Raw genomic sequence first — 16,292 nt, 5'->3', positions numbered from 1 at the left:
TTACAGCTTCATCAGGCTGGCGTCGTCGACCGAGGCCGAATGGCGGGTGCGGAAGACCGACACGATGATGGCCAGGCCGACCACGACCTCCGCGGCGGCGACGACCATCGTGAAGAAGGCGAAGATCTGGCCGTCGAGATTGCCGTGCATCCGCGAGAAGGTGACAAAGGCGAGGTTGCAGGCGTTCAGCATCAGCTCGACGCACATGAACACCACGATGGCGTTCCGCCTGATCAGGACGCCGGCCGCGCCGATGGTGAACAGCAGGGCGGCGAGGTAGAGGTAGTTGACCGGGTTCATTTCTGCGCGCCCTCCTTCGGCGCGGCGGGGCCGTTCCGCTTGTCGGGCCCGTTCCGCTCCTCGGACCCCGGCTCCCCGGAGCCGCGCCCCAGCCACTGCGCCGACTTCCGCTCCAGCGCCTTGAGTTCGGCCAGCGACTGGCCGGAGACGTCCCGGACCTGGCCGCGCTCCCGCAGCGTCGGGCTGACCGTCAGCTCCGAGGGCGTGCCGTCCGGCAGCAGACCGGGGATGTCGACGGCGTTGTGCCGGGCGTAGACACCCGGGGCCGGCAGGGGCGTGACCTGCTTGCCCTCGCGGATGCGGGCCTCGGCGCGCTCCCGCTGGGTCCGGGAGCGCTCGGTGCGCTCCCGGTGGGTGAGGACCATCGCGCCCACCACCGCCGTGATCAGCAGCGCGCCGGTGAGCTCGAAGGCGAAGACGTACCGGGTGAAGATCAGCGCGGCCAGGCCCGGCACATTGCCGCCGGCGTTGGCGTCGCCCAGGCCGTTGAAGTGCTTGAGCGAGGCGTTGCCGATCCCGGCGATCAGCAGGATGCCGAAGCCGAGACCCAGGCCGACCACGAGCCAGCGCTGCCCCTTGAGGGTCTCCTTCAGGGAGTCCGCGGCGGTGACGCCGACCAGCATCACCACGAACAGGAACAGCATCATGATCGCGCCGGTGTAGACCACGATCTGCACGATGCCGAGGAAGTACGCGCCGTTGGCCAGGTAGAAGACCGCCAGGACGATCATGGTCCCGGCCAGCGAGAGGGCGCTGTGCACGGCCCGCTTCATCAGGATCGTGCACAGCGCGCCGGCCACGGCGACGGTCCCCAGGATCCAGAACTGCACGGCCTCCCCCGAGGAGGTCGCGGTGGCGGCGGCCAGGCCGGTCATCGCCGCACCTCCGTCTCCGCGGCCTCCTGGGCCCGGCCCGCGTCCACCGCGTCCGCCGGATCGCCCGGCCGCTCGCCCCGGGAGGCCGCCGTCTGCCGCACCGTCCCCGGCGCGGCCTCCGTCACCAGCCCGCTGTAGTAGTCCCGCTCGGTCATGCCCGGATGGATCGCGTGCGGGGTGTCGACCATGCCCTCCGACAGGCCCACCAGCAGCTCCTCCTTGGTGTAGATCAGCGAGGCGCGGGAGCGGTCGGCGAGCTCGTACTCGTTGGTCATGGTCAGCGCGCGGGTCGGGCACGCCTCCACACACAGGCCGCACAGGATGCAGCGGAGGTAGTTGATCTGGTAGACGCGGCCGTACCGCTCGCCCGGGGAGTAGCGCTCCTCGTCGGTGTTGTCACCGCCCTCGACGTAGATCGCGTCCGCCGGGCAGGCCCAGGCGCACAGCTCGCAGCCCACGCACTTCTCCAGCCCGTCCGGATGGCGGTTGAGCTGGTGCCGGCCGTGGAAACGCGGCGCCGTCGGCTTCTTCTCCTCCGGATACTGCTCGGTCAGCCGCTTCTTGAACATGGCCTTGAAGGTCACGCCGAAGCCGGCCACCGGGTTCTGGAACTCAGGCACCGTCGCCCCCCTTTCCGTCGCTCTCGCTAGCGTCACTCACAGTGTCCACCCGACCACTGACAATCAACTCGCCGTCCCGGCGCGGCCGCCGCCGCGGCACCGGCGGCAGCGACTGCCCCGGCAGCGGCGGTACGGGGAACCCGCCGGCCATCGGATCGAACGCGGCCCCGCCGTCCGCCCCCTCCTCCGGCTCCACCCGCCGGAAGAAGTCCACGACCAGCGAGATCAGCAGCAGCGCCACCGCGCCGCCGCCGACATACAGCACGATCCGGGAGAAGTCGTAGCCCTCGTTCTTCAGCGCCCGCACCGTGGCGACCAGCAGCAGCCACACCAGCGAGACCGGGATCAGGACCTTCCAGCCCAGCCGCATCAGCTGGTCGTAGCGCACCCGCGGCAGCGTGCCGCGCAGCCAGATGAAGAAGAACAGCAGCAGCTGCACCTTGAGGGTGAACCAGAGCATCGGCCACCAGCCGTGGTTCGCGCCCTCCCAGAACGTGGAGATCGGCCACGGCGCCCGCCAGCCGCCGAGGAACAGGGTCACCGCGACCGACGAGACGGTGACCATGTTGACGTACTCGGCCAGCATGAACATCGCGAACTTGATGGACGAGTACTCGGTGTTGAAGCCGCCGACCAGATCGCCCTCGGACTCCGGCATGTCGAACGGCGCGCGGTTCGTCTCCCCCACCATCGTCACGATGTAGATCAGGAACGACACCGGCAGCAGCAGCACGTACCACTTGTTCGCCTGCGACTCCACGATCGTCGACGTCGACATCGACCCGGAGTACAGGAACACCGACGCGAACGCCGCGCCCATCGCGATCTCGTACGAGATCATCTGCGCGCACGACCGCAACCCGCCCAGCAGCGGATACGTCGACCCCGACGACCAGCCCGCCAGCACGATCCCGTAGATGCCGACCGAGGCCGTGGCCAGGATGTACAGCACGCCGATCGGCAGGTCGGTGAGCTGCATCGGGGTGCGGTGCCCGAAGATCGAGATCTCGTTGCCGGCCGGGCCGAACGGGATCACCGCGATCGCCATGAACGCCGGGATCGCCGCCACGATCGGCGCGAGCACGTACACCGCCTTGTCGGCCCGCCGGACGACCAGGTCCTCCTTCAGCATCAGCTTGATGCCGTCGGCCAGGGACTGGAGCATCCCCCACGGCCCGTGGCGGTTGGGCCCGATCCGCAGCTGCATCCAGGCGACGACCTTGCGCTCCCAGACGATGGAGAACAGCACCGTCAGCATCAGGAACGCGAAGCAGAACACCGCCTTGATGACGACCAGCCACCACGGGTCGCGCCCGAACATCGACAGGTCCTCCTGGGCGGCCAGCGCCGCCACCGGGAAACCGGGATGCTGCATCATCCGTCCACCTCCTCGGCCGGCACCGGCGTACCGGGGACGGCGGAGACCTTCACCAGTTCACCGGGGTGCGCCCCGGTGTCGGCGGCCACGCCGCCGCCCGCGGAGTTCAGCGGCAGCCACACCACCCGGTCGGGCATCGGCGTCACCTGCAGCGGCAGCCGCACCGAGCCCGCCGGCCCGGTCACCGCCAGCAGATCGCCGTCCTTGACGCCGGTCTCCTCGGCGGTGGCCGCCGACAGCCGGGCGACCGCGGCGTGCCGGGTCCCGGCCAGCGCGTCGTCGCCCTCCTGGAGCACGCCCTGGTCCAGCAGCAGCCGGTGCCCGGCGAGCACCGCCTCCCCGGCCGCCGGGCGGGGCAGCGCCCGCCCCGACTCCCGCGGCTCCCCGGCGTAGGGGCCGCTCCAGCCGCCGAGCCCGTCCAGCTCCCGGCGCACCGCCGGCAGGTCCGGCAGCCCGAGGCCGGTGTCCATGGCGTCGGCGAGCATCTGCAGCACCCGGGCGTCCGGCGGCAGCTGCCGCCGCGTCATCTGGTCCGGCTTGAGCGCCGCCTCGAACGGCCGGGCCCGGCCCTCCCAGTTGAGGAACGTGCCGGCCTTCTCCGCCACCGCCGCGACCGGCAGCACCACATCAGCCCGCTCGGTGACCCGCGACGGCCGCAGCTCCAGGCTCACCAGGAACCCGACCTCGTCCAGCGCCGCCAGCGCCCGCGCCGGATCCGGCAGATCGGCGACCTCCACGCCCGCCACCAGCAGGGCGCCCAGCTCGCCGGTCGCGGCCGCCTCGACGATCTGGCCGGTGTCCCGCCCGTGCCGGTGCGGCAGCGCCGCCACACCCCAGGCCGCGGCGACCTCGTCGCGGGCCCGCGGATCGGTGGCCGGCCGCCCGCCGGGCAGCAGCCCCGGCAGCGCGCCGGCCTCCACCGCCCCGCGCTCACCGGCCCGCCGCGGGATCCACACCAGCGCGGCCCCGGTGGCGGTCGCGGCGCGCACCGCGGCGGTCAGCGCGCCCGGCACCGCCGCCAGCCGCTCCCCGACCACGATCACCGCGCCGTCCGCGCGCAGCGCCTCGGCCGCCGCCCGCCCCTCGCCGTCCAGGCCGACACCGCCCGCCAGCGCGTCCAGCCACTCCGTCTCCGTCCCGGGCGCGGCCGGCAGCAGCGTCCCGCCGGCCTTGACCAGCCCCCGGGTGGCGTGGCTCGCCAGCCCCCAGGTGCGCTGGCCCCGCTTGCGGTGCGCCTTGCGCAGCCGCAGGAAGACCCCGGGCGCCTCCTCCTCCGCCTCGATCCCGGCCAGCAGCACCGCCGGCGCCTGCTCCAGCGCGGTGTACGTCACCCCGCTGCCGTCCAGGTCGCGGCCGCGGCCGGCGACCCGGGCGGCCAGGAAGTCGGCCTCCTCGGCGCTGTGCGGCCGGGCCCGGAAGTCGATGTCGTTGGTGTGCAGCGCGACCCGGGCGAACTTGGCGTACGCGTACGCGTCCTCGACGGTCAGCCGGCCGCCGGTCAGCACCCCGGCGCGCCCCCGGGCCGCGGCCAGCCCGCGCGCCGCCGCGTCCAGCGCCGCCGGCCAGGACGCCGGCTCCAGTTCACCGGACGCGGGATCGCGCACCAGGGGGTGCGTCAGCCGGTCCGGCAGCTGGGCGTAGCGGAACGCGAACCGCCCCTTGTCGCAGATCCACTCCTCGTTGACCTCCGGGTCGTCCGCCGCCAGCCGCCGCAGCACCTTCCCGCGCCGGTGGTCCGTACGGGTCGCGCAGCCGCCCGCGCAGTGCTCGCACACCGACGGCGACGACACCAGGTCGAACGGGCGGGACCGGAAGCGGTACGCCGCGGAGGTCAGCGCCCCCACCGGGCAGATCTGGATGGTGTTCCCGGAGAAGTAGGACTCGAACGGGTCGCCCTCGCCCGTGCCGACCTGCTGGAGCGCGCCCCGCTCGACCAGCTCGATCATCGGGTCGCCGGCGATCTGGTTGCTGAACCGCGTGCACCGCGCGCACAGCACGCACCGCTCGCGGTCCAGCAGCACCTGCGTCGAGATCGGCACCGGCTTGGGGTACGTGCGCTTCTTCCCCTCGAAGCGGGTGTCCGGGTCGCCGACCTGCATCGCCTGGTTCTGCAGCGGGCACTCGCCGCCCTTGTCGCAGACCGGGCAGTCCAGCGGGTGGTTGATCAGCAGCAGCTCCATCACCCCGCGCTGCGCCTTCTCCGCCACCGGGGACGTCAGCTGGGTGCGCACCACCATCCCGTCGGTGCAGGTGATGGTGCAGGAGGCCATCGGCTTGCGCTGGCCCTCGACCTCCACGATGCACTGCCGGCAGGCGCCCGCCGGGTCCAGCAGCGGATGGTCGCAGAAGCGCGGGATCTCGATGCCGAGGAGTTCGGCGGCCCGGATGACCAGCGTCCCCTTGGGGACGGAGATCTCGATGCCGTCGATCGTCAGGGTGACGAGGTCCTCCGGCGGAACCGCCGCCGCGCCGCCCCCGCCGGGGGCAGCCGTCGCGATGGTCATGCGTTCACCCCCAGGTGGGCGTCGGTGCCGGCCCACAGGACCGACTTGTCCGGGTCGAAGGGGCAGCCCCTGCCGCCGAGGTGCTCCTCGTACTCCGCGCGGAAGTACTTCAGCGAGGAGAAGATCGGCGAGGCGGCGCCGTCGCCGAGGGCGCAGAAGGACTTGCCGTTGATGTTGTCGGCGATGTCGGCGAGCTTGTCGAGGTCGGCCGGGCGGCCCTTGCCGGCCTCGATGTCCCGCAGCAACTGCACCAGCCAGTACGTCCCTTCGCGGCACGGTGTGCACTTGCCGCACGACTCGTGGGCGTAGAACTCCGTCCAGCGGGTGACCGCCCGGACCACGCAGGTGGTCTCGTCGAAGCACTGCAGCGCCTTGGTGCCGAGCATCGAACCGGCCGCGCCGACGCCCTCGTAGTCCAGCGGGACGTCGAGGTGCTCCTCGGTGAGCATCGGGGTGGAGGAGCCGCCGGGTGTCCAGAACTTCAGCCGGTGGCCGGGCCGCATCCCGCCGCTGACGTCCAGCAGCTGGCGCAGCGTGATGCCCAACGGGCCTTCGTACTGGCCGGGGTTGGCGACGTGGCCGCTGAGCGAGTAGAGCGTGAAGCCCGGGGACTTCTCGCTGCCCATCGACCGGAACCACTCCTTGCCCTTGTTCAGGATCGCGGGAACCGACGCGATGGACTCGACGTTGTTCACCACAGTGGGGCAGGCGTAGAGGCCGGCGACGGCCGGGAAGGGGGGGCGCAGACGGGGCTGGCCGCGGCGGCCCTCCAGGGAATCCAGCAGCGCGGTCTCCTCACCGCAGATGTACGCGCCGGCGCCCGCGTGCACGGTGACGGTCAGGTCCAGGCCCGAGCCGAGCACGTCCTTGCCGAGGAAGCCCGCCGCGTACGCCTCGCGCACGGCCTCGTGCAGCCGGCGCAGGACGGGCACGACCTCACCGCGCAGATAGATGAAGGCATGGCTGGAGCGGATCGCATGGCAGGCGATGACGATGCCCTCGATCAGGGCGTGCGGATTGGCGAAGAGCAGCGGGATGTCCTTGCAGGTCCCCGGCTCCGACTCGTCGGCGTTGACGACGAGGTAGTGCGGTTTGCCGTCGCCCTGCGGGATGAACTGCCACTTCATCCCGGTCGGGAAGCCGGCGCCGCCGCGGCCGCGCAGCCCGGAGTCCTTGACGTAGGCGATGACGTCGTCGGGGTCCATGGCAAGCGCCTTGCGCGCGCCCTCGTAGCCCTCGTGGCGCAGATAGGTCTGCAGCGTCCAGGACTCCGGCTCGTCCCAGAAGGCGGAGAGCACCGGCGCGAGGATCTTCTCGGGGCTGGTGGCCCCGCCGGCGTGCGGCCGGGAGGCGCCGCCGAATTCGGCTGCCACGGTCATCACTCCCCCTCCTCTGCGGTGGGCCCGGCCGGGAAGTCCTCATCGGAGGCCGAGGTCTGCTGCGGGGCGTCGTGCGAGCTGGGGTGCCCGGGGGGCGCCTGCTCACCGGGGTGGCCGCTGGGCGGTTCCTCGGCGGGGCCCGCGGTGCGCGGCGCGATGACGTGGTCGGTGGCCGCGCCCGGCGGGATCTCGCCCTTGGCCAGCCGCAGCCCGACGAGGGAGGCCGGGCCCGCGCCGCCGGAGGCCGCGACGGCGCCGGGCCGTTCGTCGGGGAAGCCCGCCAGCATCCGGGCGGTCTCCCTGAAGGTGCACAGCGGCGCGCCGCGGGTCGGCTCGACGGTGCGGCCGGCCCGCAGGTCGTCGACGAGCCGCCGGGCCGAGCCGGGCGTCTGGTTGTCGAAGAACTCCCAGTTCACCATCACCACCGGCGCGAAGTCGCAGGCGGCGTTGCACTCGATGTGCTCCAGGGTGATCCGGCCGTCGCCGGTGGTCTCGCCGTTGCCGACGCCGAGATGCTCCTGCAGCGACTCGAAGATCGCGTCGCCGCCCATCACCGCGCACAGCGTGTTGGTGCAGACGCCGACGTGGTAGTCGCCGCCCGGCCGGCGCCGGTACATGGTGTAGAAGGTGGCGACGGCGGTGACCTCGGCGGTGGTCAGCCCCAGCTGCTCGGCGCAGAAGCGGATGCCGGTGCGGGTGACGAGCCCCTCCTCGGCCTGGACGAGGTGGAGCAGCGGCAGCAGCGCCGAGCGCGAGTCGGGGTAGCGGGCGATCACCTCCCCGGCGTCCGCGGCGAGGCGCGCGGCGACCTCGGGCGGGTAGTCGGGGGCCGGGAGCTGGGGCATGCCCAGCGCAACGTCCTTGGGTGCCGGAGTGGCGTTCACCGGTCGACGCCTCCCATCACGGGGTCGATGGACGCGACGGCGACGATGACGTCGGCGACCTGGCCGCCTTCACACATCGCCGCCATGGCCTGCAAGTTGGTGAAGGAGGGGTCGCGGAAGTGCACCCGGTAGGGCCGGGTGCCGCCGTCGCTGACGACGTGCACGCCCAGTTCGCCCTTGGGCGACTCCACGGCGGCGTACGCCTGCCCCGGCGGGACCCGGAAGCCCTCCGTCACCAGCTTGAAGTGGTGGATCAGGGCCTCCATCGAGGTGCCCATGATCTTCTTGATGTGGTCGAGGGAGTTGCCCAGGCCGTCCGGGCCGAGGGCGAGCTGCGCGGGCCAGGCGATCTTCTTGTCGGCGACCATCACCGGCCCCGGCTCCAGCCGGTCCAGGCACTGCTCGATGATCCCCAGCGACTGGCGCATCTCCTCCAGCCGGATCAGGAACCGGCCGTAGGCGTCGCAGGTGTCGGCGGTCGGCACCTCGAAGTCGTAGGTCTCGTATCCGCAGTACGGCTGCGCCTTGCGCAGATCGTGCGGCAGTCCGGCGGAGCGGACGATGGGGCCGGTGGCGCCGGTGGCCATGCAGCCGGCCAGGTCGAGGTAGCCGATGCCCTCCATGCGGCCCTTGAAGACGGGGTTGCCGGTGGCGAGCTTGTCGTACTCGGCCATGTTCTTGCGCATGGTCTTCACGAACGCGCGGATCCGGTCGACGGCGCCGGGCGGGAGGTCCTGGGCGAGGCCGCCGGGGCGGATGTAGGCGTGGTTCATCCGCAGGCCGGTGATCAGCTCGTAGATGTCCAGGATCAGTTCGCGGTCCCGGAAGCCGTAGATCATGATCGTGGTGGCGCCCAGCTCCATACCGCCGGTGGCGATGCACACCAGGTGGGAGGAGAGGCGGTTGAGCTCCATCATCAGCACGCGGATCACCGAGGCCCGGTCGGGGACCTGGTCGGTGATGCCCAGCAGCTTCTCCACGGCCAGGCAGTACGCGGTCTCGTTGAAGAACGGCGTGAGGTAGTCCATCCGCGTCACGAACGTGGTGCCCTGCGTCCAGGTGCGGAATTCGAGGTTCTTCTCGATGCCGGTGTGGAGGTAGCCGATCCCGCAGCGGGCCTCGGTGACGGTCTCGCCGTCGATCTCCAGGATCAGCCGGAGCACCCCGTGGGTGGAGGGGTGCTGCGGGCCCATGTTGACGATGATCCGCTCGTCGTCGGAGGTGGCGGCGGCCGCGGCGATCTCGTCCCAGTCGCCGCCGGTGACGGTGTAGACGGGGCCCTCGGTGGTCTCGCGGGGGGTGACCCCGGACGTCTGGCTCGGAGTGCTCATCAGGTGTACGACCTCCGCTGGTCGGGAGCCGGGATCTGCGCGCCCTTGTACTCGACGGGGATGCCGCCGAGGGGGTAGTCCTTGCGCTGCGGGAAGCCCTGCCAGTCGTCCGGCATCATGATCCGGGTCAGCGCCGGGTGCCCGTCGAAGATCAGCCCGAAGAAGTCGTAGGTCTCGCGCTCGTGCCAGTCGTTGGTGGGGTAGACGTCCACGATCGACGGCAGGTGGCGGTCGGCGTCCGGCACCGCGACCTCCAGCCGGATCAGCCGGTTGTGGGTGATCGAGCGCAGGTGGTAGACGGCGTGCAGTTCGCGGCCGGTGTCGCCGGGGTAGTGGACGCCGCTGACGCCGGTGCACAGCTCGAAGCGGAGCGCCGGGTCGTCGCGCAGGGTCCGGGCGACCGCCGGCAGGAACTCCCGCTGGATGTGGAAGGTCAGCTCGCCGCGGTCCACGACGGTCTTGTCGATGACGTTCTCCGGCAGCAGGCCCTGCTCGCCGAGGGCGCCCTCCAGCTCGTCGGCGATCTCGTCGAAGTCGCCGTAGCCGGTGGCACCGCCCGGCCCGCCGTACGGCCGGCTGCTCGCGCCGGGCAGCCGGACGGTGCGGACCAGCCCGCCGTAGCCGGAGGTGTCCCCGCCGTTGGCGGCGCCGAACATGCCGCGGCGGGTGCCGATCACCTCGCCGGTGTCGGCGCGCTGCGCCGGGACGGCCTCCTCGGGGGCGTCCGGGCTCGTGGGGTCGGTCGGCTCGCTCACCGCAGCAGCCCTTTCTTCTCCGTCGAGCGGTCCATCTCGATCAGCGGGAGGGCCCGGAGCGCCGCGGCCTCCTCCTCGTGGGCCGCCTGCACGGCGTTGACCCCGAGCCGGCCGCCCTGGATCTTCTTGTGGAGCTTGAGGATGGCGTCCATGAGCATCTCCGGGCGGGGCGGGCAGCCCGGGAGGTAGATGTCGACGGGGACGATGTGGTCCACGCCCTGGACGATCGCGTAGTTGTTGAACATGCCGCCCGAGGAGGCGCAAACCCCCATGGAGATCACCCACTTGGGGTTCGGCATCTGGTCGTAGACCTGCCGCAGCACCGGCGCCATCTTCTGGCTGACCCGGCCGGCGACGATCATCAGGTCGGCCTGGCGCGGCGAGCCGCGGAAGACCTCCATGCCGAAGCGGGCCAGGTCGTAGCGCCCGGCTCCGGTGGTCATCATCTCGATGGCGCAGCAGGCCAGCCCGAACGTGGCGGGGAAGACCGATGACTTGCGCACCCAGCCCGCGGCCTGCTCGACAGTGGTCAGCAGAAAGCCGCTGGGCAGCTTCTCTTCCAGTCCCATGCGTGACCCCTAGTCCCATTCCAGGCCGCCGCGACGCCAGACGTAGGCGTAGGCGACGAAGACGGTGAGCGCGAAGAGGAGCATCTCGACGAGCCCGAACAGTCCCAGGGCGTCGAAGCCGACCGCCCAGGGATAGAGGAAGACGATCTCGATGTCGAAGACGATGAAGAGCATCGCCGTCAGGTAGTACTTGATCGGGAAGCGGCCGCCGCCTGTCGGGTACGGCGTCGGCTCGATTCCGCATTCGTACGCTTCGAGCTTGGCCCGGTTGTAGCGCCGGGGGCCGATGAGCGCGGCCATGACCACGGAGAAGATCGCAAAGCCTGCCCCGAGGGCTCCCAGTACGAGGATGGGCGCGTAAGCGTTCACCGTCCTCGCTCCCTTCAGTCGACGATGACTGGATGGCGGTCCGCTCGGGCTCACCGACTGCCTCCCGGCGATCGCGTGCAGTGATCGCTTCTATGTGAGGCAGTTCACAAGCCCGATGCCCGCATCTTATGCCCGCCGGTCTGTGATCTGCGACACGGGGTGCGGCAACGACTTTGTGATCTTCACCACCTGACGAAGGATCATGAAGCCGGAGGACCGGTGATCTCCGCACACGAAGCGCGCGAGTGATCACGAGAGGTGACATTCGCCGGGGTTACCGCTGGTCAGCGCGGTGCTTTCACTATCAAGGACCAGGCGCCGCAAGCAAATTGGCGCTGGACGGTACCCAACTGCTATATGCGCGGCGGCCGTAGACGTGATGCTCTCGTGACCCTGCCGTGATCGCCGGTACGTGCTCGCGTTCACGAGCGGGCGGGTCCGGTGCGCGTCCGGTGGACGTCCGATGGGGGTCCGGTGCGCGCCCGGGGGCCGAACTCGCGGCCGTGCGCGGGCCGTCCGGCGGCGTCCGGTGGCCGGCGCCCGGCCGGCGTCCGGTCACGGGAACATAACGGACACTCACGAGTGACCTATCCCACGCACTTGAAAGCCATAAGACCTTGACTCCGGGGAAGCCTTGGCGAGACCGATCAAGAAGTGGTAAGCCGCTTCCAGCACCCCACGGACCATCAAATGCCGTGCGTAGGAACATGATCGCGAATTCCGGACATCCCGGCGGCGGCGGCCGACCTGACGAAAAGTCCGTTTTATTCGTCGCGTACACGTCAAGTGTGGCGTACTCCACCTTTGTTGGCAGCAACCATCGGCTCCTGATAGCCGTGGTGCCATGTCCCCGAACGCACTCATACCCAGCCACCGGAAGCCCCGCCGCTCCGCGTCCTCGCGGGCCCTGCGCGCGGGTGTGACCGGTGGCTTCCTCACCCTCGCGGTGACCGGCGCGACCGTGCCGGCCAACGCCGCCGAGAAGCCCGTCTCCGAGACCCAGGAGATGCCCACCATCACCACGGCGCTGCTCACCAGCGCCGCCCGGAGCGCCGACGCCACGTCGCAGGCCGCGTTCAACTACGAGCGGCAGGCGCTCCAGGACGCCGCGGCGGCCCAGGCCGACAAGGCCGCCGACAAGGCCAAGGCCGAGGCCGAGAAGAAGGCCGAGGCGGAGGCCAAGGCGAAGAAGGCCGCCGAGGAGGCCCGCCAGGCCAAGGAGGCCGCCCAGGCCCGCGCCTCCCGCTCCGAGGCCCGCACCGCCCTGAGCGCGATCTCCGACTCGGGCGCCACCGGCAGCGCCGCCACCCTCGTCTCCTTCCTGAAGGCGCAGCTCGGCAAGGCGTACGTGCTCGGCTCCAGCGGCCCGTCCTCGTACGACTGCTCCGGCCTGACCCAGGCCGCGTTCGCCCAGATCGGCATCGACCTGCCGCGCGTCTCGCAGAGCCAGTCCACCACCGGCACCCAGGTCGGCCTCGGCAACCTCCAGGTCGGCGACCTCCTCTACTGGGGCAGCGCCGGCAGCGCGTACCACGTCGCCGTCTACGTCGGGAACGGCAACTTCATCGGCGCCCAGAACCCCAGCACCGGCATCGTCGAGCGCCCGCTCAGCTACGACATGCCCACCGGCGCGGTGCGCGTCCTCTGACCGGACCCGCCGCCCCGGCACGCTGAACGGAACCGCCCCTTTTCCCGCTCGGGAGGGGCGGTTCCGCGTTTTACGGTGGCGCGGGGGCTGCGCGGCCGCTCCGGCGCGGGCGGCGGTTTCGGGCCGCCCGGCGCGCCGATCCGGCCTCTCCGGGCCGGACGTCCGTTCCGGCCGCCACCGAACCGCCCCCGGACCCGTTGCACCTCTCGTCACGGCCGCACCGACGCGGCCCCCGCCGAGAGGACCCCGCACCCGATGGACCCCCGCACCCCGGCCCGCCGCCCCGTCACCCGGGCCGCGCTCACCGCCGCCCTCGCCACCGCCACCTGCCTCGGCGCGGCGCTCCCCGCGACCGCGGCCCCGGCCGCGCCCGCCGCCGCCCACCACCGCACCACCGCCACCGGCGGCGGCTGGTCCCAGGACGGCCTGCGCCTGAACCCCGCCGACAACGCCGCGGTCGACGCGTACCTCGCCCGCGCCCGCCGGGCCGAACGGGACATCAGCCCCCGGATCCGCGCCGCCGCCCTGCTCACCCACGCCACCGTCGTCGGCTTCGAACAGCGCCTGAAGTCCCCCGACTCGCTCAAGCGGAAGGTCGCCACCCGGATGCGCGAGACCCCCGGGCAGAGCGTCCAGACCTCCCTCGCCATGATCAACGACGCGGTCCGCTACACCCTCCAGTGGCCCACCGGCCAGTACACCCGCGGCGTCACCGCCGCCGCCGGCCTGCTCTCCTCCTGGGGCGACGACAGCACCCGCTGGTCCAACACCTGGGGCCGCCCCAAGGGCTACAAGGGCATCAACTCCGCCTGGCGCGCCCCGCGCTCCGGCCAGGTCTTCGAGGTCCAGTTCCACACCCCGCGCAGCAAGGCCGCCCAGCTGGAGACCCACAAGCTCTACGAGGAGCAGCGGCTGCCCGGCACCCCGCCGGAGCGGGTCCGCGAGCTCCAGGCCCGCCAGGACGCGATCTTCGCCGCCGTACCGGTGCCGGCCGGCGCGGACCGGCTGAGCGCGCCGGTGCGGCGGGTGCCGGCCCCGGCCCCGGCGCCGCTGCCGGCGCGGGCGGTCACCGCCTGAGGGGCGCGGGGGCGGCGGGTGGCAGCCGGACCGGCCCGCCCACCCGCCGCCGGCGCCGGGCCCGTCAGCCCTTCACGAACTCCAGCAGATCCGCGTTCAGCTGCTCGTGGTGGCTGGCGTAGAGACCGTGTCCGGCGGTCGGGTACTCCTTGTACACCGCGCCCGGCACCAGCGTCGCGGTCCGCCGCCCGGTGACGTCCACCGGCGCGGAGAAGTCCGCCGCGCCGTGCACCACCAGCACCGGCACGTCGATCTCCGGCAGCCCCGCCCGGTGGTCCGTGTGGAACACCTCCCGCTGCACCTGCAAGGTCGCGTACGGAGAGCAGGACATCACCTGCTGGAGGGTGAAGTCGATCATCAGCGGGTGCACGTCGTTGCCCAGGTGGGTGGCGAAGAAGACCTGCGCCTGCTGCGCCATCCACCGCGGCCGGTCCGTGCGCAGCAGCGCCATCGACGCCTCGTACGCGGCCTCCGGCAGCCCCTCCGGGTTGTCCTCGGTCCGCTTCATGAACGGCAGCATCGCCGCGATGAACGCCACCTTGCGGACCCGCCCGGAACCGTGCCGGGCCAGATAGCGGGCGATCTCCGCCCCGCCCAGCGAGTGCCCCACCAGGGTCACCCCGTCCAGCCCGAGGTGGTCCAGCAGCGCCGCCAGGTCATCCGAGGTCGAGTCGATGCCGTAGCCGGAGGACGGGCGGTCCGAGCGGCCGTGCCCGCGCCGGTCGAACGCGACGCAGCGGAAGCCCCGCTCGGTGAAGTACGGGATCTGGTACTCCCACATGTCCGTGGTGAGCATCGCGCTCGACACGAACACCAGCGGCTCGCCCTGCCCGTAGTCCTCGTACCAGAGCCGGGTCCCGTCGTGGCTTTCGAAGAACATGGCCGTTCCCTCCCGTTGTGCGGGCGCGTGCGGGTGCGCGTGCCGCGTGCTCCAGCGCTCCGTGCGAGCGCCGCGCCGCGTTCGTTCGTCCGCGACGTGGATCACGGTGCCAGGGGGCGGGGAATGGCTCAATTACCTCGTACGTAAAGGGGTTTCGGCCGGCGCGGAGCGGGCTACGGGGCCGCAGCCCTTGAGCCGCGGCCCCCTTCCTCACGCCTTCGGCGCGACCTTGCTCAGCCCGTTGATGATCCGGTCCATCGCGTCGCCGCCGGTCGGATCGGTGAGGTTGGCGAGCATCTTCAGCGTGAACCGCATCAGCAGCGGATGGGTCAGCCCGCGCTGGGTGGCGATCTGCATCACCTTCGGGTTGCCGATCAGCTTCACGAACGCCCGGCCCAGCGAGTAGTAGCCGCCGTAGGTGTCCTTGAGCACCTTCGGGTAGCGGTGCAGCGCCAGCTCCCGCTGCGCGTACGTGGCCCGGGCCGCCGCCTGCACGATCACCTCGGCCGCGATCGCCCCGGACTCCATCGCGTACGCGATGCCCTCGCCGTTGAACGGGTTCACCAGCCCGCCGGCGTCGCCGACCAGCAGCAGGCCCTTGGTGTAGTGCGGCTGCCGGTTGAACGCCATCGGCAGCGCGGCACCGCGGATCGGGCCGGTCATGTTCTCCGGCGTGTACCCCCAGTCCGCGGGCATCGACGCGCACCACGCCTTGAGGATCTCCCGCCAGTCCAGCTCCCGGAACGACGCCGAGGTGTTCAGCACGCCCAGCCCGACGTTCGAGGTGCCGTCGCCCATCCCGAAGATCCAGCCGTAACCGGGCAGCAGCCGGTCCTGCGCGCCGCGGCGGTCCCACAGCTCCAGCCAGGACTCCAGGTAGTCGTCGTCGTGGCGCGGCGAGGTGAAGTACGTCCGCACGGCGACGCCCATCGGCCGGTCCTCGCGCCGGTGCAGGCCCATCGCCAGCGACAGCCGGGTGGAGTTGCCGTCCGCGGCCACCACGATCGGGGCGTGGAAGGTGACCGGCGCCTTCTCCTCGCCGAGCTTGGCGTGCACGCCGGTGATGCGGCCGGTCAGGTCGTCGATGACCGGCGCGCCCACGTTGCACCGCTCGTACAGCCGCGCCCCGGCCTTCTGCGCCTGCCGGGCCAGCTGCTCGTCGAAGTCGTCCCGCTTGCGGACCAGACCGTAGTCCGGGAAGGAGGCGAGATCCGGCCAGTCGAGCTGGAGCCGGGAGCCGCCGCCGATGATCCGCAGGCCCTTGTTGCGCAGCCAGCCCGCTTCCTCGGAGATGTCGATGCCCATCGCCACCAGCTGCTTGACCGCACGCGGGGTGAGCCCGTCACCGCACACCTTCTCGCGCGGGAACGCGGTCTTCTCCAGCAGCAGCACGTCCAGACCGGACTTGGCGAGGTGGTAGGCGGTGGCCGAGCCGGCCGGACCGGCACCGACGACGATCACATCCGCGCTGCGCTCCGATGGGGGTGTGGTCACGGACTCGGACACGGACTCGGTCACGGCGGGGTCTCCCGGAAGTCGATGGCTGGTTCTGCCGGTTCTGCTGGGTTTGCTGTATCTGCTGGGTCTGGGGGCTGCTGGATCTAGGGGGTGGGGGTCGAGGGTCGGGGTGCGGGTCGGAGGGGGCCGGGGCGGGGCCCTGGCGGACCGGCGGTGCTGCCCGGGCGGGCGCCGGGGCGGACGCCGGGCAGAGGCAGTCTATGGG

General features: G+C 71.8%; 15 protein-coding genes. 2 read left to right on the top strand and 13 right to left on the bottom strand.

Annotated elements, in window-relative coordinates:
- The 11 genes from nuoK to ADL22_RS25220 are packed head-to-tail and all read right to left on the bottom strand — an operon-like array spanning window position 1 to window position 10,964.
- Window positions 1–300 carry an NADH-quinone oxidoreductase subunit NuoK gene (gene nuoK, locus ADL22_RS25270; RefSeq protein ID WP_066984242.1) on the bottom strand — a complete coding sequence of 100 codons (300 nt, stop codon included), beginning with the start codon at window positions 298–300 and terminating at the stop codon, window positions 1–3.
- Window positions 297–1,175 carry an NADH-quinone oxidoreductase subunit J gene (locus ADL22_RS25265; RefSeq protein ID WP_066984239.1) on the bottom strand — a complete coding sequence of 293 codons (879 nt, stop codon included), beginning with the start codon at window positions 1,173–1,175 and terminating at the stop codon, window positions 297–299. Before ADL22_RS25265 ends, nuoK begins: the two co-directional genes overlap by 4 nt.
- Window positions 1,172–1,795: an NADH-quinone oxidoreductase subunit NuoI gene (gene nuoI, locus ADL22_RS25260; RefSeq protein ID WP_066984236.1), complete on the bottom strand. Its 624-nt coding sequence runs from the start codon at window positions 1,793–1,795 to the stop codon at window positions 1,172–1,174. Before nuoI ends, ADL22_RS25265 begins: the two co-directional genes overlap by 4 nt.
- Complete coding sequence (gene nuoH, locus ADL22_RS25255; RefSeq protein ID WP_066984233.1) at window positions 1,788–3,173, bottom strand: NADH-quinone oxidoreductase subunit NuoH; 1,386 nt, start codon at window positions 3,171–3,173, stop codon at window positions 1,788–1,790. The genes nuoI and nuoH overlap by 8 nt, the downstream gene beginning before the upstream one ends.
- On the bottom strand, window positions 3,170–5,677 hold the full coding sequence (locus tag ADL22_RS25250) for an NADH-quinone oxidoreductase subunit G (RefSeq protein ID WP_066984231.1): 2,508 nt from the start codon (window positions 5,675–5,677) through the stop codon (window positions 3,170–3,172). The genes nuoH and ADL22_RS25250 overlap by 4 nt, the downstream gene beginning before the upstream one ends.
- Window positions 5,674–7,056, bottom strand: a complete 1,383-nt coding sequence (gene nuoF / locus ADL22_RS25245) for an NADH-quinone oxidoreductase subunit NuoF (RefSeq protein ID WP_066984229.1) — start codon at window positions 7,054–7,056, stop codon at window positions 5,674–5,676. Before nuoF ends, ADL22_RS25250 begins: the two co-directional genes overlap by 4 nt.
- Window positions 7,056–7,901 carry an NADH-quinone oxidoreductase subunit NuoE gene (nuoE, locus tag ADL22_RS25240; RefSeq protein WP_066984226.1) on the bottom strand — a complete coding sequence of 282 codons (846 nt, stop codon included), beginning with the start codon at window positions 7,899–7,901 and terminating at the stop codon, window positions 7,056–7,058. The genes nuoF and nuoE overlap by 1 nt, the downstream gene beginning before the upstream one ends.
- A 35-nt stretch (window positions 7,902–7,936) precedes the next feature.
- On the bottom strand, window positions 7,937–9,271 hold the full coding sequence (locus ADL22_RS25235; protein ID WP_066984224.1) for an NADH-quinone oxidoreductase subunit D: 1,335 nt from the start codon (window positions 9,269–9,271) through the stop codon (window positions 7,937–7,939).
- Complete coding sequence (locus tag ADL22_RS25230; protein ID WP_066984222.1) at window positions 9,271–10,026, bottom strand: NADH-quinone oxidoreductase subunit C; 756 nt, start codon at window positions 10,024–10,026, stop codon at window positions 9,271–9,273. Before ADL22_RS25230 ends, ADL22_RS25235 begins: the two co-directional genes overlap by 1 nt.
- The gene (locus ADL22_RS25225; protein WP_066984219.1) at window positions 10,023–10,595 is read right to left on the bottom strand and encodes a NuoB/complex I 20 kDa subunit family protein; all 573 of its coding nucleotides are present in this window, start codon (window positions 10,593–10,595) and stop codon (window positions 10,023–10,025) included. Before ADL22_RS25225 ends, ADL22_RS25230 begins: the two co-directional genes overlap by 4 nt.
- 9 nt (window positions 10,596–10,604) lie before the next feature.
- Entirely contained in the window at window positions 10,605–10,964 is a 360-nt protein-coding gene (locus ADL22_RS25220; RefSeq protein WP_066984217.1) for an NADH-quinone oxidoreductase subunit A, read from the bottom strand.
- 844 nt (window positions 10,965–11,808) lie between these two features.
- On the opposite strand from ADL22_RS25220, the gene ADL22_RS25215 reads away from it, so the two are divergent.
- On the top strand, window positions 11,809–12,612 hold the full coding sequence (locus ADL22_RS25215) for a C40 family peptidase (protein ID WP_066984214.1): 804 nt from the start codon (window positions 11,809–11,811) through the stop codon (window positions 12,610–12,612).
- Window positions 12,613–12,867: 255 nt separating this feature from the next.
- On the top strand, window positions 12,868–13,689 hold the full coding sequence (locus tag ADL22_RS25210) for an ATP nucleotide 3'-pyrophosphokinase (protein ID WP_066984211.1): 822 nt from the start codon (window positions 12,868–12,870) through the stop codon (window positions 13,687–13,689).
- Between the two features lie 64 nt (window positions 13,690–13,753).
- Here ADL22_RS25210 and ADL22_RS25205 read toward each other — a convergent pair whose 3' ends face one another.
- Complete coding sequence (locus ADL22_RS25205) at window positions 13,754–14,569, bottom strand: alpha/beta fold hydrolase (RefSeq protein ID WP_066984207.1); 816 nt, start codon at window positions 14,567–14,569, stop codon at window positions 13,754–13,756.
- A gap of 210 nt (window positions 14,570–14,779) precedes the next feature.
- Entirely contained in the window at window positions 14,780–16,087 is a 1,308-nt protein-coding gene (locus ADL22_RS25200) for a geranylgeranyl reductase family protein (RefSeq protein ID WP_420711597.1), read from the bottom strand.
- Window positions 16,088–16,292: the final 205 nt, after the last annotated feature.

Origin of the sequence: Streptomyces sp. NRRL F-4489 (assembly GCF_001509485.1) — a bacterium.
Taxonomy (GTDB): Bacteria; Actinomycetota; Actinomycetes; order Streptomycetales; family Streptomycetaceae; genus Streptomyces.
This window is presented reverse-complemented; position numbering and strand designations above follow the sequence as displayed.